Origin of the sequence: Microbacterium koreense, from assembly GCF_042677105.1 — a bacterium.
Classification (GTDB): Bacteria; Actinomycetota; Actinomycetes; order Actinomycetales; family Microbacteriaceae; genus Microbacterium; species Microbacterium koreense.
Genome location: NZ_JBHTIM010000001.1, coordinates 1360611 through 1381043 on the forward strand (window position 1 = coordinate 1360611; position 20433 = coordinate 1381043).

Here is a 20433-nt window from a genome sequence, read left to right on the forward strand (position 1 = left end):
GGGGTGATGCAACCGTGTCGCGGCGTTCGGAGGGCTTTCACACGGAACGCTGAGGTGCTGGTGTCGGGCGGTGTGTGGTGCCAGAGTCGGGGCATGAGCAATGCGCGGCGGTTTCTGGCGGGGTACCTGGATGCGTGGCGGACGAACGATCCCGACACGATTCGAGGGCTGTTCACCGAGGATGCGGTGTACCTCGCCGGGGCGTATCAGCCGGATCCCGCGAGGGGGATCGACGACATCATCGCGCTGTGGGGCGAGGAGGCGGATGCGCCGGATGAGTGGTCGTTCGACGGTGAGGTGGAGTTGGAGACGGCGGATGCCGCGGTGATCCGCGGAATGACGACGTATTCGCGGGGCCCCAAGGCGGGGGTGTACGACAACCTGTGGCTGTTGCGCTTCGCCGCCGACGGTCGGGCGTCAAGGTTCCACGACTGGTGGGTGCAGCGGAGGAGCTGACCGCGCAGGGCCGGTAGACTCGCGGGGCCAGCCTCTGTAGCTCAATGGAAGAGCAGTTCCGTCCTAAGGAAACGGTTGGGGGTTCGAGTCCCTCCAGGGGCGCTGTAGATTTATTCAAGCTGACCTGCGATTTTCCGGGCGGATCACCTGACGTGGTCCCCGCACTCGATGCGCGGTTCTGAAGCGCAACCGCGCCGGAGATACCAGACAGCCACGAAACGCCCACTGTCCTCAGAACGGCGCGTGCCCTCAGGGCGGCGCGGACCCTCAGAACGGGGCGGGGTCGGACTCGGCGTCGGTGGCGAAGTGCACGCCGGAGGCGGGGTGGTCGGGGTAGCGGCGGCCGGTCGGGCTGGTCCATTCGAGCACGCCGCCGGGTTGTTGGCGCACGGACCACGGCGAGTGATGCTTGAGCGTGTGATGGCGTCGACAGAGGTGGGCGAGGTTCGACGTTGCGGTCTTGCCGCCGTGATCCCAGTCGACGGTGTGATCGAGGTCGCTGCGAGAGGTGGATTGTCGGCATCCGGGGAAGCGGCAGTGCTGATCGCGGATCGAGAGCGACCGCCGCATCTGCGCGGTCGGCTGGTAGCGGTCGACGGCTAGCACTGCGCCTGAGACGGGGTGGGTGAGGATGCGATCCCACCCGGGCGCTTCGCGCGTCAGGATTCGTGCGGTGTCGGGGTCGACCGGGCCGTGTCCGGCGAGTGTGGCCGGCTCGAGCGGGTCGTCGCTCGCGGTGTCGATGAGGGTGAACACCGGGACCGTGACCTGCACCTCGGCGCGGATGCTGCCGAGTCCCGTCGCGGTTGTGCCGACGTGTCCGAGCGGGTCGGACGCCAGCAGGAGGTCGGCCATGAGGTCTGCGCGGATCGCGTCGAGTGACCGCCGCGCGCGGACAAGGTTGTCGAGGGTGGAACGAGCGTCGGCGCCGGCATCGACGTCTGCATCGGCACCCGGACTGGCCCCGGCGTCGGTATCGGAGGTGGCGTCAGCGTCAGCACTAGCATCGGCACCGGCAGCGGCGCCCGAACCGGCACCCGCGCTCGGCCCAGCACCCGCGCCGCCACCGGGACCCGAATCAGCGCCGTCGCAGTCGCCGGCGGACGTCGCGGCAGCTTCGGCCGCCGTCCGCGCATCACGGATGGCTTGGGCATCGGCATCCGACACATCGCGCGCCATGCGCGTGAGGCGATCGTGGATCCCATGGATGATGACGGCCGCGCCGGTGAGGTGGAGAGCCGCCATGCCGTCGTCGAGGTCGTAGACCTGCACCCCACGGGTCGCGGCGGCGGCGGTGTGGCGTTCGCCGATCGACTCGTTGAGGAACCACTGGGCGCGACGCCGGGCGACCGGTCGCAGTCGCGACGCGGACTCGGCTTCGGCGTAAGCAAGGACGTGTGCCTCGTAGTCGGCGCGGAGTTCGGGGTGCGTGATCCGTTCGCCCGCGTCGGCGATCACGCGGACGTGCGCGTGTGAGATGCGACCCGCCTCAAGGGAGGCGAGCGTCGCGGGGAAGTCGTCGAAAATGCGCTCGGCCTCACCGATCTGGCGCTGCACGGTGCGGTCGGACACGCGGAGGGCGGATGCGATCTCGGCGGCGACGGAACGATGAGCGAGGTCGGCGTCGGAGCGGGAGCCTGCGGCATCCTTCCATTGCTGCGCGATCTCGCCGGCCTGCGCGAGTGCCCGCGCCTCACGCGCCTGAAGCGCCGCCATCTGCCGGCGGATGTCGATGAGCTCGTCCACCACGGGCGCGAGTCGCGCGGCGGCGAACTCGGCGGGAGTGGTGGTCTGCGACATACTGCGATTCTGCCACGGGGGTCGGACATTTGTTCGAATGTCGATCCGCGTGCGATCTGCTGAAAACCCGGCGCACACGGCGGAACCGGTGCGCCGCAGATGTCCGGCGCCACCCGCGCATGACGAGCCCCGGTCGTGGCGATCGGGCGCGACCGCCGCCCGATCGCCACCTGTGACCGAAGCCGCAGCCGGCGAAGGCGATGGCCTTCATGCGCGGCTCAACGGTTAATGCGACCGCGGCGTCGACGCGGCTTGAAGCCGGTCAGCTGCAGGAGGCGATGATGCTCTCGAGCCTGGCGGTGGTCTCTTCGTCGGCGGTTCCTGCGCCGATCTGGGCGTCGAGCTCGACGAACTCGTCGAAGGTGAACTCTGCTTCGACAGCTTCGAAGCAGACGCCACAGGTGTCCTCGGTGCCTCCCGCGGCGACGCACGACTCGATGAAGTTGTCGCGGACCTCTGCGGGGTACGCGTTGGAAGCGGTTGTGTCGCCGCCGCCCGATTCGCCGCCCGCAATGGGCGTGATCTGGCCGCAGCCTGCCAGCGAGAACGCTGCCGCGGCGATGGCCACGGCGGCGAGGCGCGTGCGAACGGTGTGCTTGTTGATCACTCTGGTTCCCCCCGGTTTGTGTCAGCGCTTCACCCTATCGGGCGCGCGAGGCGTGTCGAGTAGCATCAGCGTCGGCGCCACGCGCGCCCGGCGATCAGGCCTCGTGCACGACGATGCCTCGTTCACGCGCAGCCCGCGCGAGTCCCACGTCCGCCGTGGCCAGGGCCGCGCCCGCTGCCTCTGCGGCGTGCACCACGACCGCATCCGGCATGCGTAGCCTCGTCTCCGCTCGTGTACGTGCCAGCGTGAGGGCGTCTTCGGCGCCGACGGGCAGCACCGTGACGCCCAGTGCGCGTACGTGAGCGTTGATCGTTTCGGCGACCCCCGTCTTGGCAGGGTGCACGAGCACTTCGGTGAGGGTGAGCGCGGTGATCGCAAGCGGCTCGCTGAGGTGTTCGAGGAGGAGGGCGCTCGCTACGGAGTGATGGGTATCGTCGGCGTCGAGCAGCGCAATCACGATGCTCGCGTCGAGGACGATCATTCAGGCCACTCGCGGCGCAGGGTGTCGCGGTAGGCGGTGGGGTACTCGCCTGTCATGCTGCCGCTCAGTGTTGTGAGGGCTGCACGCTTACGAACGAGTTCTTCCACAGCGGATGCCGTGAGCCGGTCGTGTCCGTGTGCGATCAGGTGGCGGAGGAGAGCGGGGCGGTCGCCGGCCAAGTCGGGCCACTCCCGCGCTGCGGCGTCGAGGGCGCGCGCGACGTCGTCGGTCTCGGTGACCATGTGGCGTCGGCGCGTGGTGGGCATGGCGGGGAGTGTAGCACTTCACAGCAAGGTGCAGCACCCGCGTCGCCCTCGCCGACTCGATCAAGGAGTGGAGGTCGCGCATGATTTCGCGCTCGCTCTCCGTCGGATCCCGTCTTTGAGGTGTCGAGAGCGTTCAAGTAGGTGCTGCCAGAACGCGAGACCGTCGTCAATGCTCGTCTTGAGGTTCTGGAGTGACGATTCAACCGACTTGGGATTCTTCTGCATATCCACGCAGACGCGAATGTACGTGATCCTGAGTTCGAGGAACGATCCGAGCATCGCGCTGTGTGCGTTGATGTGCATCAACGCCTCCCTTCTGGACGATGCTAGGTAGCGGCGTCGACATCGCAGCGTGTCTGCGAGATCGCTGGGTCGAAGTGTGCCAAGTGTTCGACGCTGGTCGCGCCGTCTGAGTCGGTGTCCGACTCGTTGGATAGGCTCGCGAGAAGTTGCATCGGTTGGGTGGAGCAGGCAGGAGAGTCCAGCGTTGGATGCGTTCAAGGTGCATCGCGGTCTGATCGAGGATTACCGCCGATTCACAGAGGGCTTCGTCGGCGCGGCTGACCCCAAGATCCGTCAGTATCTTGAGCAGCAGAGTGCAGAGGGCCGGCAGTGGCCGGACCCGTGGCTCTCGTTGAACCCCTCGTTCGCACCGGGTGGGTCAGTCGATGAACTGGTACGCGAGCGCACACTTCACCCAGATGCGGCTCGCGTGTTTCGGGTCAAGAAAGACATGGCCGATACCGGTCAAAGCACACCGATCGTCTTTCACAAGCACCAACGGGACGCCATCGAGACTGCGGCAACGCGCAGGAGTTATGTCCTCACGACGGGCACCGGCTCCGGCAAGTCGCTTGCCTACATCGTCCCGATCGTGGATCGAGTTCTCCGCGAGGGCACGGGCAAGGGGACGAAGGCGATCATCGTCTACCCGATGAACGCGCTCGCGAACAGCCAGCTCGTGGAGCTCGAGAAGTTTCTCACGTTCGGGTTCGACGGCAAGCCGCCCGTGACGTTTCGACGGTACACGGGGCAGGAATCGCATGACGAGCGGCAGGAGATTCTGGCCTCGCCGCCCGACATCCTGCTCACCAACTACGTCATGCTCGACCTGGTCATGACGCGCCCGGACGAGCGTCTCTCGCTCATCAGCGCGGCGAAGGGGCTCGAGTTCCTCGTCCTCGATGAACTGCACACCTATCGCGGGCGCCAGGGTGCGGATGTCGGGATGCTGGTCCGTCGCGTCCGCGAGGCGTGTGAGGCGGCTGAGACGCTGCAATGCGTTGGCACCTCGGCAACGATGTCGAGCGGTGGCACGCTGGCGGAGCAGCGCGCGGAAGTCGCACGCGTCGCCACGCAGATCTTCGGCACCGACGTCGAGCCCAACTCGGTGATCACTGAAACGCTGGTTCGAGCCGGGCGCGGTGATGAGGTCACCGCGGAGCAACTTCGTCCGCTGGTCGAGCAGCGCGGACCGATTGAGGCGCCCAAGGTTGAGCTGACCGCCGATGAGTTGTCGCGCGACCCGCTCGCGGGCTGGATCGAGCAGGAGTTCGGGCTCGACACCGAGCCCGAGAGTCACGTGCTCGTCAGGCAGAAGCCGACGACGGTGAGCAAGGCCGCCGAGAAGCTCGCCGCGCTCACAGGCACCGATAAGACGATGGCCGCGACGGCGATCCGCGCGACACTCCTCGCCGGAGCGAATGCGAAGAACTCCATCGGTCGTGCCTTCTTCGCGTTCCGGCTGCACCAGTTTCTCTCCAAGGGCGGAAACGTGTTCGCCAGCCCGGAGTTGCCGTCCGTGCGCGCCATCGAGACGAACTTCCAGGTCACGATGCCCGGGACGCCTGAGCGCCGCCTCTACCCGCTGGCGTTCTGTCGCGAGTGCGGTCAGGAGTATCTGGTGGCTCGCCGCAGCGACCCCAAAGGCGCAGGAGTCGCCCACGCCCGCCACCAGATCCGCACGGCAGATCGCGCGGACGGCTACCTGTACATTTCGGATGATCAGCCGTGGCCGGTCGACCCGGTTGAGGAAGGGCGCCTCCCTGGCTCATGGCTGTCGGTGACGGCCTCCGGCACCGCGGTCACCAAGCTTCGTGCTGACGACGTCCCAGAGCGCGTCGACGTGACACCGAATGGTCTGGTCACCCCGCTCGGCACGAACGAGCACGCCCTGAACACGTTGGCCGCCTGGATCCCAGGCACCTTCCGTTTCTGCCTCGCATGCGGGGTCTCCTATGAAGCTGCGCGTATCTCCGAATACACCAAACTAGCGACGCTCGACCGCGAGGGTCGGAGCAGCGCGATGACTGTTCTCGCGACCTCGCTGCTCACTTCGTTGCGGAAGATCCCTGAGGGCGAACTTCCTGCCCGGGCGCGAAAGCTCCTGACCTTCGTCGACAACCGACAAGACGCGTCGCTTCAGGCTGGCCACCTCAATGACTTCGTCCAGGTGGCGCAGCTCCGCGGTGCGCTCCACCATGCAGTCGACTGGGCCGGCGATGACGGCCTTGAGCTTCTCGACGTGGGCGAGAAGTTGGCGAAGGCGCTGGCCCTCCAGCCCGCCGATTACTTGGCCGACCCCGACGGTCTCGCAACGCGGTCCGGCCGCTCAGCCCTGAAGAGGGTTCTGGAGTACCGGGCGATCACCGATCTGCAGCGCGGCTGGCGAGTCACTCTTCCGAACCTGGAGCAGACCGGGCTCGTCCTGGTCGACTACCCGCTCGTGGCCGAACTGGCGAGGCGGGAGGACTACTGGCAGGAGGCGGACTTCCGTCTCCGGGCCGCTGATCCGAGGCAGCGCATCGAGGTGTCCGCGGTGCTCCTCGATGAGTTCCGCCGCGTTCTCGCGATTGATTCCGAAGCGCTGTCGATCGACTCGTTCGAGCGTCTTCAGAGGCAGAGTAGGGACTACCTCACAGGGCTCTGGGCGATCGGCGACATGGAGCCGCCGGCGAGCGTCGGTCTCGCGATTCCTGCCGCTGGCGCCAAGGGCAGCGCACGCAACATCCTCACCCTCACAGGGCGTGGCGCCTACGGTCGCTGGCTCCGCGACAAGGACCGGTTCGGAATCCAGCTGAGTGTGTCTGAGGCAGACGAGGTCATCGCCTCGCTGATCGCGGTTCTCGAACGTGCGGGAATCATCACCAAGGTTGTCGACGAGAAAGCGACGGGCTATCGACTGCGCTCGGCGGCGATCGTGCTCCGTACCGGCGATGGAGAGCACGGTGCTGCGGATCCTGTGCGTCGCCGATTCCAGAACGAGCAAAAGCCTCGGGTCGTCCAGTACTTCCGTGATCTGTATCGGGACCGCAGTCGCGACCTTGCAGGTCTGCGAGCTGCCGAACACACAGCCCAGGTGCCCGCCGACATCCGAATGGAGCGCGAGAAGGCGTTCACGGATGCCGAACTGCCGCTGCTCTTCTGTTCGCCGACGATGGAGCTCGGAGTCGACATCGCCGAGCTGAATGCGGTAGGTATGAGGAACGTTCCTCCGACCCCGGCTAACTATGCCCAGCGCAGCGGCCGGGCCGGTCGCTCGGGCCAACCGGCAATCGTCATGACCTACTGCGCGACCGGGAACGCGCACGACACCTACTACTTCGAGCGGTCCGACCTAATGGTGGCAGGGCAAGTGATGCCTCCGCGTCTCGACCTGGCCAACGAGGACCTTGTGCGCTCGCACGTACAGGCGATCTGGCTCTCAGAGGTGTTGGCCGTTAGCGCCACGGGACTCGGCAGCAGCATGAAGGATGTGCTCGTGCTCGACGACGTCGAGCATCGTTACCCGGTCGCGCCGTCGCTCCGCTCCAAGCTCGAGGACGGCGGCGCTGCGACGCGCGCTACCCGATCGGCATCGAATGTTCTGGAGCCCCTGCGCGACATACTTCAAACGGCAAACTGGTGGTCCGACGGGTGGATCACCTCGGTCGTCAGCGGCGCAGCCAGTGCGTTCGACAGAGCGTGCGATCGGTGGCGCGACCTCTACGCCTCGGCCCGCGCCGAGCAGCAGGCTGCGTTCGAGCAGACCAAGAACATCTCAGCGACCAAGCGCGACCGCGATGACGCCGAGCGCCGACAGCGAGAAGCGCGTCAGCGTATCGACCTGCTGCTGAACGACGCGGGGGACGCCGGGTACAACCAGTCCGACTTCTACACGTACCGATACCTGGCCTCCGAGGGGTTCCTTCCCGGGTACTCCTTCCCCCGGCTCCCGCTGGCGGCCTTCATCCCCGGCTGGGGAAACCGACCGAGCAGCTGGCTCCAGCGCCCGCGCTTCCTCGCGATCTCGGAGTTCGGTCCTCAGTCGCTGATCTATCACGAGGGCGCCCGCTACCAGGTCACCCGCATCAGCCTTCCCCGGGAAGGCGGCGAAGCCGGCGGTGATGTGACCCTCACGACCGCCAAGATCTGCGAGTCCTGTGGCACCCACCACCTCGACACTCAGAACGTCGATGTCTGTGTGAGCTGCAAGACTCCGCTTCCGGCCGAGTGGAAGAACCTTCTTCAGCTGCAGACGGTGCTGACTCGGCGCCGTGAGCGCATCAGCGCCGATGAGGAAGAACGCAACCGGGTCGGTTATGAGCTCCGCACGACCTACCGCTTCGTTCCGCGCGCCGGTCACCCCGGCAAGGCGACGGCGACGGCCGCAACGGATGCCGACGACGACGTCCTCGACGTCATCTACGGTGACTCGGCTGACGTGCGCATCACGAATCTCGGCCGCCGCACTCGGAAGGATGCCGATCGTCACGGCTTCTGGCTCGACACGGTGAAGGGGCGTTGGCTCAGCGAGAAGGACGCCGCCCAGACGGATGCCCAGACCGAAGAGACCGACGACGACGCGCCGCTCCCCGACGACGTCAAGACCAAGGCGTTCGTCACGCCCTACGTCGAGGACCGCCGCAACATCGCCGTGCTCCGTTGGGCGGCGCCGGTCGACGAGGCGCAGGCCGTGACCGCTCGCTACGCGCTTGAGCGAGGTATCGAGGCGCGGTTCCAGCTCGAGGACTCGGAACTGATGAGTGAGCAGCTGCCGGATGCAGAAGAACGCGGCCGCCTTCTGCTGACCGAAGCGGCGGAGGGCGGCGCCGGAGTGCTCCGCCGGTTGCAGTCCGACGCGACGGCGCTGTCGGACGCCGCGAGGGAGTCGCTGCGAATCATCCATGTCGACCCCGACACGGGCGCGGACATTGATGGTGCGTGCGGGGCTGGGTGCTATCGATGCCTCCTGTCGTACTCGAACCAGATGGATCACGAGCGAATCGACCGGCGTGTCGTCATCCCGCTGCTTCTTGAGCTCTCCCGCGCCTCGGTTCGGCCTGACGACGCCACGCCCGTCGTCCCACCCGCCGCGCCGCCGGGTAGCGACCCGTCCGCGAGTGCCACCGAGGTCGCGGTTCCTGAGGCCGAGCGCGCCGCCGCGTTCCTCAGCCATCTCAAGCGCCGCGGCGTGCGGCTCCCGTCGAGGGGCGAGGATGAAGTGGGCGGAATGCTCGTCGACTTCGTCTACGGCACTCCGCTGGCGGTCGTCGTCGTCCACGATGACATCGTCCAAGTAGACGCGAGTGACCTTGCGTTCGACGGATACCAGGTCGTGACAGTCGGCCGCGACAGCGACTTCGACGACGTTATCCGTGAGCACCCCAGCGTGTTCGGAGAGGCAGTGCAGTGACCACAACCGACTTCGCGATCGGTTCCCTCGTGACGGCGCGGGGGCGCGACTGGGTCGTGCTCCCCGAGTCCGACCCTGACTTTCTCGTCGCCAAGCCGCTCGGCGGCTCGGACGCCGAGACCACCGGGCTTATCCCCGCAGCCGAAGAAGTGACCTCGGCGACGTTCCCGCCGCCATCGCCCGCTGATCGCGGCGACGACCGAAGTGGGCGGATGCTGCGCGACGCTCTGCGCATCGGGTTCCGCTCGTCAGGGGGCCCCTTCCGTTCGCTCGCGAGTCTGAACGTCGACCCGCGCCCGTACCAGCTCGTGCCACTGCTTCTTGGGCTCCGTCAAGAGACTGTTCGACTACTGATCGCGGATGATGTCGGTATTGGAAAGACGGTCGAGTCGGGGCTTGTCGCGAGCGAGTTGCTCGCTCAGGGTACAGTCCAGCGTCTAGCGGTGCTGTGCCCGCCCAGCCTCGCCGAGCAGTGGCGCGCTGAGTTGGCCGAGAAGTTCGGGCTTGAGGCGCAGCTTGTTCTTCCATCGACAGTCACCCGGCTGGAGCGATCGCTCGCAGTGAACGAGTCGCTCTTCGAGCGGTACCCGGTCACGATCGTGTCGTTGGACTTCATCAAGTCCGAGCGCCATCGGTACGAATTCGAGCGCACGGCGCCGGAGCTCATCGTCGTTGACGAGGCCCACACCGTCGCGGCCGACGACACGGGCAAGGGGTCAAGCGGGCGCACACAGCGGTACAACCTCATCCGGTCGTTGGCAGACGATCCCGAGCGACACCTGATTCTCACAACGGCGACGCCTCACAGCGGCAACGACGCAGCGTTCCGCAACCTGATCGGTCTGCTCGACGACCGACTCAAGACCGTAGACCTGGCATCCGAAGACGGGCGACGGCTGCTCGCGCAGCACATGGTCCAGCGGCGTCGCGCCGATATCCGTGCCTATCTCGGCGCAGCGACGAAGTTCCCGAAGGATCGGCAGACGAGCGAGGTGCCCTATGAGCTGAGCCCCTCCCACAAGGTCTTCTTCGATGACGTTCTCGCGTATATCCGCGGCCAGGTGCAGGATCGCTCCGGGACGAAGCTGGAGCAGCGTGTGCGGTGGTGGTCGGCGCTCGCACTTCTGCGGGCAATGGCGTCATCACCGGCCGCTGCCGCGATGACACTCCGGACCCGAGCCGCAACGACGGAGGCGCAATCCGAGACCGAGGCCGATGTCGTAGGTGCGGCCGAAGTGCTCGATCAGTTTGAAGACGAGAGCGCGGACGCGGCAGATGTCGTGCCCGGCGCGGAGCATGAGTCGTCCGAGTCTGCCCTGTTGCGCACGTACGCAGGGCGGGCCGACGCCCTCGCGTCCAGACCCGGTGACGACGCGAAGCTCAGCCTCCTCACGAAGCAGGTGAAAGCTCTGCTGAAGGACGGCTTCAGCCCGATCGTGTTTTGCCGATTCATCCAGACGGCCAAGTACGTGCACGCGCACCTGGATGGCGCGCTGCGCAACGTCGAAGTTGAGGTGGTAACGGGGGAGTTTCCTTCTGAGGAGCGAGCCGCTCGTATCGCGGCGCTCGCGGGCCGCTCCGAGAGCTCGACGAGGGTTCTCGTCGCCACTGACTGTCTCTCTGAGGGAGTCAACCTTCAGGACGACTTCCAAGCCGTCATCCACTACGACCTCGCCTGGAATCCTACGCGCCACGAGCAGCGCGAGGGGCGCGTCGACCGCTTTGGCCAGGCGCGCGACATCGTTCGCGCGCAGACGATCTATGGCGCCGACAACGGCATCGACGGCATCGTGCTGGATGTGCTGATCCGCAAACACGAGAAGATCCGCCGGGACCTCGGCATCAGCGTTCCCGTCCCAGCACAGAGCGATGAGGTTCTGAGTGCTCTGCTCGAAGGAGCGGTCCTGCGTGGAAGTGGCTATCAGCAGCTCGCCTTCGACTTCGATACGGATGAGCCCGCCGCAAGAGACCTCGACGCCGAGTGGGAGTCGAGCGCCGAGAAAGAGAAGCAGAGCCAAACGATGTTCGCGCAGCGGACGATCCGCCCGGACGAGGTGCAAGAGGCCATAGATGCCGCTCGACGCAGCCTCGGCGAACCTGGCGACGTCCGCACCTTCGTCGCCGATGCGTTGACGAAGCTTGGTGGGTTGGTTACGTCGACGCGAACAGGTTTCCACGTGGACCTCACTCAGATACCAATGGCGCTCCATGATGCGATGAAGCGGCCAGACGGACGAGCCGTCGATGAGTTCTACGATGACCTTCCCGCGCCCCGTCACGTAGCAGTCCTGCAGCGCACTGATCCCACAGTCGGCGCGATCGCGAACTACGTCTTGAACAGTGCTCTTGATCCTGATCTGCCCGAGGGCGAACGGCCCGCGAAGCGCGCCGGAGTGGTCACCACGAATGCCGTGTCCCAAGTCACCACCGCGCTCATCATTCGCTTCCGGACTCACCTGGTGCTCCCCACCAATGATGGATTACGCACCACGCTCGCCGAAGAAGCACGGGTTGTAGCCTTCCGGGGTAGACCTTCGAATCCCGAGTGGCTCACGCGAGACGAGGTCGCTGGACTCCTTCGAGCCGAGCCCTCCGCCAACACTCCTCACGATGTTGCGGAGGGGCTCCTCTCCGCGGTCACAGGTGGCATCACAGCGATCCAGGCGAACCTGTCAACCCGAGCAGAAGAGCTCGCTTCTCAACTCGAAGATGACCACGTCTCGGTGCGCGTTGCCGCTCGGGGGAGCCGTGCGGGAGCGCTCTCGGTGCGAGGACTCGAGGTTCGTGCGCAACTGCCGCCTGACGTTCTCGGTGTGTACATTTACCGTCCGGGAGGCGCCGCATGAACGGGGATCTGCAGGGTATCCGTCTCGTTGGAGGGGTGCTGCCCGCGGCACTGTTGGGTCGCGTTCAGTCAAACGAGTTGACGAACGCGCAGGGCCTGTCTGGTGCGTCGTATCACCTCGCGGGCAACGAAAAGCCGAAGGACGCGGCCGCGCGTGCGTGGTCGTACCTGCGCGGCGCGTGGACAGCTTGGCGGGACGTGGCCGCGAAGGAACCCGGGCTTCCTGGGACCGGGGCGGCGCGAGAGAAGTGGTTGCTCGTGCTCCTCGGTGAGCTTGGCTACGGTCGCTTGCCGGCCACTCGGCAAGCCGAGGTGATCGACGGAGTCGAGTACCCCATCTCACATCGCTGGTATCACGTGCCGATCCACCTACTCGGTCCGGGGATCGACCTCGACAAGCGCAACCCGGGCGTACCCGGAGCTGCACGTGCGCCGCAGGCGATGCTCCAGGAGTACCTCAACCGCACCGATGACGACCTGTGGGGACTCCTCAGCAACGGCTTGCGCCTGCGTCTGCTGCGTGACTCGACGGCATTCGCCGGATCCGCCTATGTCGAGTTCGATCTCGAGGCGATCTTCGAAGGCGAGCTCTACGCCGAGTTCCAGCTGCTGTGGCTGCTGTGTCATGTTTCGCGTGTTGAAAAGCGCGGTGGCGTCGATGCTCCGCCGGGCGACTGCTGGCTCGAGGAGTGGCGCGCAGAAGCCGCTGATGCCGGCACACGCGCGCTGAACAGACTTCGGGACGGAGTCGAGGCTGCGCTCAAGATCTTCGGCACGGGGTTCCTCTCTCATGCAAAGAACGATTGGCTCCGCGCGGCGCTGCAGAAAGGGACGCTCCCGGACCGCGAGTTCCACAAGGCACTGCTCCGCCTGATCTACCGGTTGCTGTTCCTTTTTGTGGCAGAGGACCGTGGCGCGCTGCTCGACCCCACTGCCCCTCGCGATACCCGGGAGAAGTACGACCAATACTTCTCAACCGCGAGGCTCCGGCGATTGTCCCGACAGCGTAGCGGCGGGACGCATCCCGACCTCTGGCGGGGGGAGCGCATGATTCTCTCTGCGCTCGGCGATCAGGGGTTGCCACAACTCGGCGTTCCCGCGCTTGGTGGACTGTTCGACGCTGATAGGCGAGCGCCGCACATCGCTGACGCTCCGCGTCGCGACCTTCTATTGGGTGCCGAACTCACGAACAAGGACATGCTCGCCGCGATCCGCCAACTCTCATGGATCCTGATCCCGGGCCAGCGGGCGCAGCCGATTGACTACCGGCACCTTGGCGCGGAAGAGTTGGGTGGCGTCTATGAGTCACTGCTCGAACTGGTGCCGAGAGTGGACCTCGCCACCCGCCAGTTCGACCTCGTGCACTTGTCCGGCAACGAGCGCAAGACGACGGGTTCGTACTACACCCCGCCCTCACTCGTATCCGCTCTCCTTGATGCTTCTCTGAACCCGGTGCTCGATGAGGCGGTCAGCCTTGGTCGCACCGCGGAGGATCGCGAGGCAAGGCTCCTGGCCGTGACGGTGTGTGATCCTGCGAGTGGGTCTGGTGGGTTCCTTGTCGCCGCTGCCCGCCGCATCGCGCGCCGCCTCGCGCAGGTGCGCTCAGACGAAGACGAACCTACCCCCGAAGCAGTTCAGCATGCGCTTCACGACGTGGTCGCTCGCTGTATCTATGGCGTCGATATGAACGACCTCGCCGCCGAGCTCGCCAAGGTGTCGCTCTGGCTGGAGGCGCTAGAGCCGGGAAAGCCTCTCGGATTCCTCGACGCTCGCATCCGGGTCGGCAACAGCCTGTTCGGGACGACGCCCGCGCTCATCGCGGGGGGCGTGCCCGATTCGGCATTCAAAGAGATCGAGGGCGACAGCAAGGCATCTGCTGCCGAGGTGCGCAAGCGCAACAAGAGCGAGGCGACAGGTCAGGGACTGCTGTCGTGGGCCGACTCCGATGCGCTAACTGCCGCAAACCGCCGCGAACGCGCATTGCTGCTCGCCCCGGGCGACGACGTCAACGACATCCGCGCCCGGGGTGAAGCGTGGGACGCCTATCTCACGTCCAACGTCCGCCAGACCCTCAAACGGCAAGCGGATGCCTGGGCCGCCGCCTTCGTCTGGCCCCTGCGCGACGGCACCCCACTGCCCCCCACCACCGCTGTCGTACACGCCATGCTCGACGACGATGTCGCCGTGCAGTACCCCGACACCGTGGATAGCGTGGAACGGCTCGCTGGCGAGTACCGGTTCTTCCACTGGCATCTGGAGTTCCCCGAGATCTTCGGTCGGACAAGCGGCGAAGGCCTCGGACCCGAGGGCTGGGCGGGCGGCTTCACATGTATGCTCGGCAATCCTCCTTGGGAGCGAGTGAAGCTCCAGGAACAGGAGTTCTTCGCTGCGCGTGACGAAGACATCGCGAAGGCCCCGAACGCAGCCGCACGCAAGCGACTCATCGAGAAGCTTCGTCAGGGGAGCGACGCAGATGTGCGACTGTACGAGCAATTCATCGCCGAGCGGAGGCGCGCTGAGGGCGTGAGTGCGTACCTCCGGTTGTCGGGCAGGTATCCCCTCAACGGTCGTGGCGACGTGAACACCTATACCGTGTTCGCGGAACTCTTCCGGAGCATGACCGCCCCAACCGGTCGATCAGGAGTGATCGTTCCGACCGGTATCGCTACGGACGCGACCACGCAGTACTTCTTCAAAGACCTCGTCAGCACCGGTTCGCTTGAGGCTCTCTACGACTTTGAGAACACGAAGAAGTTGTTTGCGGATGTTGACTCGCGGACGAAGTTCTGCATTCTCAGCACAAGTGGGCGTGCGGTCGACACGCGCTCGGCGCACTTCGCCTTCTTCCTCAACGACCCGCTGCAGATCGAGGCGTCCCGCTTCACGCTGACGCCGGAGGAGATCACACTCCTCAACCCGAACACCGGAACGGTACCGATTTTCCGCACCCGTCGCGACGCGGAGATCACCCTCGGCATTTATCGTCGTGTTCCGGTGCTGATCAACGAGAGTGACCCCATCAACGGCAACCCCTGGGGCGTCTCTTTCATGCGCATGTTCGATATGTCGAACGACTCGCACCTGTTCCACACGCGCGACGAGCTCGAGGCCGATGGGTGGGGCTTGAGAGGCAACGTCTTCGAACGTGGCCCGGAGCGAATGCTGCCCTTGTATCAGGGGCGATTCATTCAGCACTACAATCACCGAGCCGACACGGAGGGACCCTCCATCGATCCCACAAACGAACGGTCGCTGGTCGTTCCGCAGTACTGGGTCGACTCGGCGGAGGTGCATGAGCGCTTCTCGAAGCAGGGCCGTGATCCTGGCCCCGTCTACGCGTTTCGAAACATCGGCCGATCAACGGATGTAAGAAGTCACATCGGGACGGTCGTCCCGTTCGGAGGGGTTGGAAACAGCGCGCCCGTGCTGATGCCCGCCCGCGCGGATGATCTCCCGGCTATTCAGGGCGCCCTTTCAAGCTTCGCGTTCGACTATGTCGTCAGACAGAAGCTTGGGTCCGCGACGATGAACTTCTTCATCGTCGAGCAAATCCCGGTGCCAGTCGACTACTCGAAACTGAGCCAGATCGTCGACGATGCTCGTGCCTGGGTTGATGTCCGCGTCAACGAGCTCGACTGCACCGCAACCGACCTAACCTCTGTGGGTAGGCAACGCGATTCTGAACGCGCACCGTTCATCTGGAGCGAGGCGCGGCGAGCATTGCTCAAGGCCGAGCTCGACGCAGCCTTCTTCCACCTTTATGGGGTGGTCCGTCCCGAAGTCGAACACATACTGGATTCCTTCCCGATCGTGAAGCGCAAGGACGAATCCGACTTCGGCGAGTACCGCACCAAGAGGTTGATCCTTGAGAACTACGACAAGATGCAGGAGTGCATCGACAACAGCGCTGACTTCGTGTCCACCTTGGAGCCCGCTCCCGGCTTCGGCGCGAGGCACTCGGAAAGGACTATCGATGAGTGAGAGCGACTCGCGCGCGGGCGTCGAGCGGGGGGTTGGCGCGAATCCGGTGGTGGAAGCTGCTGCGTGGCTCGTCCTCGAGCCCGCACTCACAGGGTCCTCGTCGCCGATGCTGCCGGAGACCCACACCTGGTCCGCGTCCAATGCGCGACAGATCCGCGAAGCGATCAGTGGCGACAACGCCGATATGGGCGCCAGGTCGTTCCTGGACAAGCTCCACGATCAGCTGAGCGGCCTCGACGATAGCGTCATCGTGCTCGCCGCCGAGATGCTATACGTTCACGGCATCCCGCTCGTCAACCTGCAGTCTGAGACCAAGAGCCAGCGGATTGAGACCGTGCTGTCATGGACGCGGGCGGGCATCACTCTGCCACCGGCCCTTCGGCACGGACTTGAAGCGGGCGGGACCTTCCACGGCGGAGCAGGGTTCAACATCCGCATCTGGCAGCAACTCATCTGGCTCACCGATTTCATTGAGGAATGGTGGGGAGCGTCGGCTGATGAGCGGGAGCGGGCCCTCGCGGATCCGTGGGTGTTCCGCGACCTGGTCGATAGGGTGCAAGGTGGCTGGGAGCCGGCGATGCGCATGTCGCTCCTTGCTCTCGTGTGGCCCGGGTACTTCGACAGCGTCGTCAAGGACGATCACCGGCGCAGAATCCGAGACGCCTTTGCGCACGAGCTCGGCGCGACGCCGGGCGACCCGACGGCCGACATCGACAAGGACCTGTGGGCGATCAGGACCAAGATCCAGGCGCCCGATAAACCTCGATTCGACTGGTACCTGCCGCCCTATGCGGAGCAGTGGCACTCCGAAACGGTGAACAAGGGGCGACGGGCTTGGCTGGTACGACCGGGCCAAGGCGGTCAGCAGCTCGTGGAGCAATGGCGCAAGGAAGGCTTCGTTTCCGTGCCAGCGACGAACCTGTCGCTTGACCTGGCAGCCCCGACGGACCAGTCCGTGCGCGATGCGGTCGAGGCGGGCTACGCCCATCTCGACTACGCCCAGCGTCTGCAACTGACGCAGGCCGATCAGGCCTTCATCCTGCGAATGGGCATCGACGATCTGGTGCTCGTGGTGTCGGAGGAAACGGCGCGTTTGGGCGTTGTGTCGGGCGCGCCCAAGTGGGCAGAGGAGCCGGGCGCTCGACTTCGGCGGACCGTGGACTGGATTCCAGAATCGGTGGCGAAGTCTGAGCTTCCCGAACCAGTCCCGGGGATGCTCGACAAGCAGGGCGACGTCGTGGACCTGACCCACGCGCTCGATGCGCTCACTACGCTCGCTGAGAAGCTGACGGATACGGTCGAGGAAGAGCGCATCGAGGAAGAGCAGACGACACCGCGAGTGCCGGCATCCGTCGCCATTCCTCCCGTCTCTGACGCGCTCGCGGCCGAACTTCACATGCCGCAAGACGTGCTCCAGGAATGGCTCGATGTGCTCGCCGATCGCCGGCAGCTCGTCTTCTACGGTCCGCCGGGGACGGGCAAGACGTTCGTCGCTGAGACGCTCGGCCGGCACATCGTCGGGAGTGACACCAACCATCTTCGAACGGTGCAGTTTCACCCGTCATACGCGTACGAGGACTTCTTCGAGGGACTTCGGCCGGTCGTCGAGAACGGCAACGTCACATACAAGGTCGTGCCCGGTCCGCTCCGGACGTTGGTCGCCGAGGCGACCACGCCGGGCAACGAATCTCGCCCGTACGTGCTGGTCATCGATGAAATGAACCGCGCGAACCTGGCCAAGGTCTTCGGCGAGCTGTACTATCTGCTGGAGTACCGCGACCAGTCGATAAGCCTGCAGTACAGCGGCGACAACGACTTCCGGCTGCCGAAGAACCTCTACATCGTCGGCACGATGAACACGCTCGATCGATCCATCTCCATGGTTGACGCTGCGATCCGTCGCCGCTTTCCGTTCGTCGAGCTGCATCCGTCAGTGGCACCAGTGTCCGATGTGCTCGCTGCGTATCTCGAAGCGCAGCGCGCCGATGGGCTGCGGGCGCGCCTCCTCGCCGCCTTAAACGCCGGCATTGACGAGCGTGATCTGCAGATCGGACCGTCGTATCTTATGAAGGCTTCAGCGAGCGATGAGTCGGGACTCGAGCGCATCTGGAAGTACGACATCCTGCCGCTGCTCGACGATCACTTCTATGGGGCGCGGACGCCCGAACAGATCCGCGCGCAGTTCGGGCTCGCGGCGCTGCTTGCGAAGATCGGCGGAACGTCTGTCGGACCGGTGGATGCTGTGCTCCCCGGCGAGGTCGTCCTCGACGTCGCGAACCCCGACGAGGCGGAGCCTCAGGAATCGTGACAGACCTGCGTCGACTGCAGTTGACCGAGTCGTTCGAGCCCTTCGGCTGCCGCCTCTCGGACGCTCAGTGGCGCACGCTGCACGCGAGTCGTCTCGTCAACGTTGTTCCGACCGTTGGTGGGAGCGTTGCGCTGGCGCCGAGCGGGCGCGTCGGCGCTGTGAGGGTCGGAGACTTGCAGGTCGAGGTGTGGCCCAAGGAGAAGGTGAAGCTCGCGCACCTTCTCTTCATGCTCGGATACGCGGCAGATCCGGGATATCGCCCGGAGGCGATCGACGCAGATGCGTATGACGACCTGTGGCCCGCCCTGGCCGAATCGCTTGCGCGGCTCGTAGAGCGGGCCCTGCTCGGCGGGGTCCTGCAGGGGTATCGGTCCCTCGAAGAGTCGTCGAACGTGGTGCGTGGACGAATCCGGGTTCCCGATCAGCTCCGACGCCGCCCGGGCCGGATCTACCCCACCGAGATCACGTACGACGAGTACATGACCGACATCGCGGAGAACCAGATCCTGCGGACGGCACTCCGGCGAATGCGCGCGGTCCCGCGCCTGAGGCCCGGGGCATCCGCTCGCCTCTCGCATCTCGACAACCGATTGGACGGCGTCGCGGTACTTCGTCGCGGCGCCCCGCTTCCCAGCTGGCGGCCGACACGCCTCAACGCGCGGTATGTTCCCGCACTGCGGCTCGCGGAGCTCGTCATCCGCAGCACATCCGCACAAGTGGGGGAGGACGGCGTCGAGATTGCGGCATTCGTCGTCTCGATGTGGAAGGTGTTCGAGGACTTCGTCACGTCCGCACTGCGCGAGGCGATCGCTGAGCGAGGGCGTCGGGCGGTGACTCAGAAGCGGTGGTGGTTCGATGAGCCTCGCGCTGACCGCGTGAATCGCGTTCCCATGGCCATCGACCTGCTCGAGTACGGTGACGCCGGCCCGCTGATGGTCTACGACGCGAAGTACAAGGCGGCGTCCGGCGATGGGCGCTACCCGAACGCGGATTTCTATCAGATGCTCGCCTACTGCACGACGGTGGGGCTCGATCGAGCCGTCCTCGTCTATGCGCAGGGCGGTCGCCCGCTGGATCGTCGCGTAGCCAACTCTTCGGTGACGATCCGAGAGTGGCCGCTCGACCTGTCGCTCTCTCCGGCTGAGATGCTCGCGTCCATCGGGCGCGCCGTCGACTGGGCGTCGATGCCGTTTGAGGCCATCACTGAAAGGACTGCCTATGGCGTTCCCGCATGATGACCGCATCGCTGAGGAGCTGCTGAAGTACATCGCTCGGCAGCCCGGCGGTCGCATCCATGGCCCCCAGTCGTACGAGCCGCTCGCAGATGCATTCGCGGAATTGGCACCCGATGACCGCGAGTCCCGGGTTCCCACGGGTGAGCTCCGGTGGGAGAGTAAGGTTCGTTTCGCGCGCCTCAAGCTGGTCGAACGCGGTCTTCTCTTCCCAGCGAAAGAAGGCCCGGACCCGAAGCGAGGCGTGTGGATTCTCACTGACCTGGGAAAGCGAGTCGCAACCGGTGAATCAGTTCCTCTGGCGGCGCCGCGAGGTCAAGAGTCCGTACGCGAGGGCGTCATCCTGGGCTGGAACAGGTCTCTCTGGGATGGTTGGGAGGAGACCTACGAGGGCGTCGTCAACATGTTGATGGCCGGCGCGACGTACAAGACCCGATGGTCCGTTGGTAGTCGGCGCGACCTGGCCCCCGGCACGGAGGCCTGGCTTCTCCGCCAGGGCGGTCCCTACGGCATCCTCGGACACGGGGTCGTGACGTCAGAACCCTTCGAAGATGCTCACTTCGCGAGGCACGGCGAGACTTCGCGGTATGTCGACGTCGAGTTCGATGTGCTCCTAGACGAGGAAGACATCCTCAGCCGCGACGCGCTCGAGCGCGCGATTCCCGAGGTTGCGTGGCGGTACCAGTTCCAGTCGGGCAATCGGGTCGCCGCTGACGCCAACGCGCGACTTCGCAAACTCTGGGACGACTACATTTCCTGAGCCCGATCGCATCATCAAGGACA

11 protein-coding genes and 1 tRNA gene are annotated in these 20433 nt (G+C 65.5%); 8 read left to right on the forward strand and 4 right to left on the reverse strand.

Features of this window, described 5'->3' with window-relative positions; all coding sequences use genetic code 11:
* The first annotated feature begins 93 nt into the window (after positions 1-93).
* Complete coding sequence (locus tag ACFQZV_RS06300) at positions 94-456, forward strand: nuclear transport factor 2 family protein (protein WP_378752228.1); 363 nt, start codon at positions 94-96, stop codon at positions 454-456.
* 30 nt (positions 457-486) lie between these two features.
* Positions 487-558 (forward strand) — tRNA-Arg (locus tag ACFQZV_RS06305).
* Positions 559-723: 165 nt separating this feature from the next.
* Here ACFQZV_RS06305 and ACFQZV_RS06310 read toward each other — a convergent pair.
* From ACFQZV_RS06310 to ACFQZV_RS06325, 4 genes are all read right to left on the reverse strand, one after another.
* On the reverse strand, positions 724-2256 hold the full coding sequence (locus ACFQZV_RS06310) for an HNH endonuclease signature motif containing protein (RefSeq protein ID WP_378752226.1): 1533 nt from the start codon (positions 2254-2256) through the stop codon (positions 724-726).
* A 262-nt stretch (positions 2257-2518) separates the two neighbouring features.
* Positions 2519-2863 carry a hypothetical protein gene (locus ACFQZV_RS06315; protein WP_378752224.1) on the reverse strand — a complete coding sequence of 115 codons (345 nt, stop codon included), beginning with the start codon at positions 2861-2863 and terminating at the stop codon, positions 2519-2521.
* A gap of 94 nt (positions 2864-2957) precedes the next feature.
* The gene (locus ACFQZV_RS06320) at positions 2958-3344 is read right to left on the reverse strand and encodes a type II toxin-antitoxin system VapC family toxin (RefSeq protein WP_378752222.1); all 387 of its coding nucleotides are present in this window, start codon (positions 3342-3344) and stop codon (positions 2958-2960) included.
* Positions 3341-3610: a hypothetical protein gene (locus tag ACFQZV_RS06325; RefSeq protein ID WP_378752220.1), complete on the reverse strand. Its 270-nt coding sequence runs from the start codon at positions 3608-3610 to the stop codon at positions 3341-3343. Before ACFQZV_RS06325 ends, ACFQZV_RS06320 begins: the two co-directional genes overlap by 4 nt.
* Positions 3611-4097: 487 nt before the next feature.
* Between ACFQZV_RS06325 and ACFQZV_RS06330 the strand changes: the two genes are divergently transcribed.
* From ACFQZV_RS06330 to ACFQZV_RS06355, 6 genes are read left to right on the forward strand one after another with little or no spacing between them, the layout of a single operon-like run.
* Positions 4098-9284, forward strand: coding sequence for a DEAD/DEAH box helicase (locus tag ACFQZV_RS06330; RefSeq protein WP_378752218.1), 5187 nt, complete (start codon positions 4098-4100; stop codon positions 9282-9284).
* On the forward strand, positions 9281-12130 hold the full coding sequence (locus ACFQZV_RS06335) for a helicase-related protein (RefSeq protein ID WP_378752216.1): 2850 nt from the start codon (positions 9281-9283) through the stop codon (positions 12128-12130). The genes ACFQZV_RS06330 and ACFQZV_RS06335 overlap by 4 nt, the downstream gene beginning before the upstream one ends.
* Complete coding sequence (locus tag ACFQZV_RS06340; RefSeq protein WP_378752214.1) at positions 12127-16110, forward strand: Eco57I restriction-modification methylase domain-containing protein; 3984 nt, start codon at positions 12127-12129, stop codon at positions 16108-16110. Before ACFQZV_RS06335 ends, ACFQZV_RS06340 begins: the two co-directional genes overlap by 4 nt.
* Positions 16103-18418, forward strand: coding sequence for an McrB family protein (locus tag ACFQZV_RS06345; RefSeq protein WP_378752212.1), 2316 nt, complete (start codon positions 16103-16105; stop codon positions 18416-18418). Before ACFQZV_RS06340 ends, ACFQZV_RS06345 begins: the two co-directional genes overlap by 8 nt.
* A complete protein-coding gene (locus ACFQZV_RS06350) occupies positions 18415-19653 on the forward strand; it encodes an McrC family protein (protein WP_378752210.1) in 1239 nt (412 codons plus the stop codon). The genes ACFQZV_RS06345 and ACFQZV_RS06350 overlap by 4 nt, the downstream gene beginning before the upstream one ends.
* On the forward strand, positions 19637-20410 hold the full coding sequence (locus ACFQZV_RS06355; RefSeq protein ID WP_378752208.1) for a winged helix-turn-helix domain-containing protein: 774 nt from the start codon (positions 19637-19639) through the stop codon (positions 20408-20410). Before ACFQZV_RS06350 ends, ACFQZV_RS06355 begins: the two co-directional genes overlap by 17 nt.
* Positions 20411-20433: the final 23 nt, after the last annotated feature.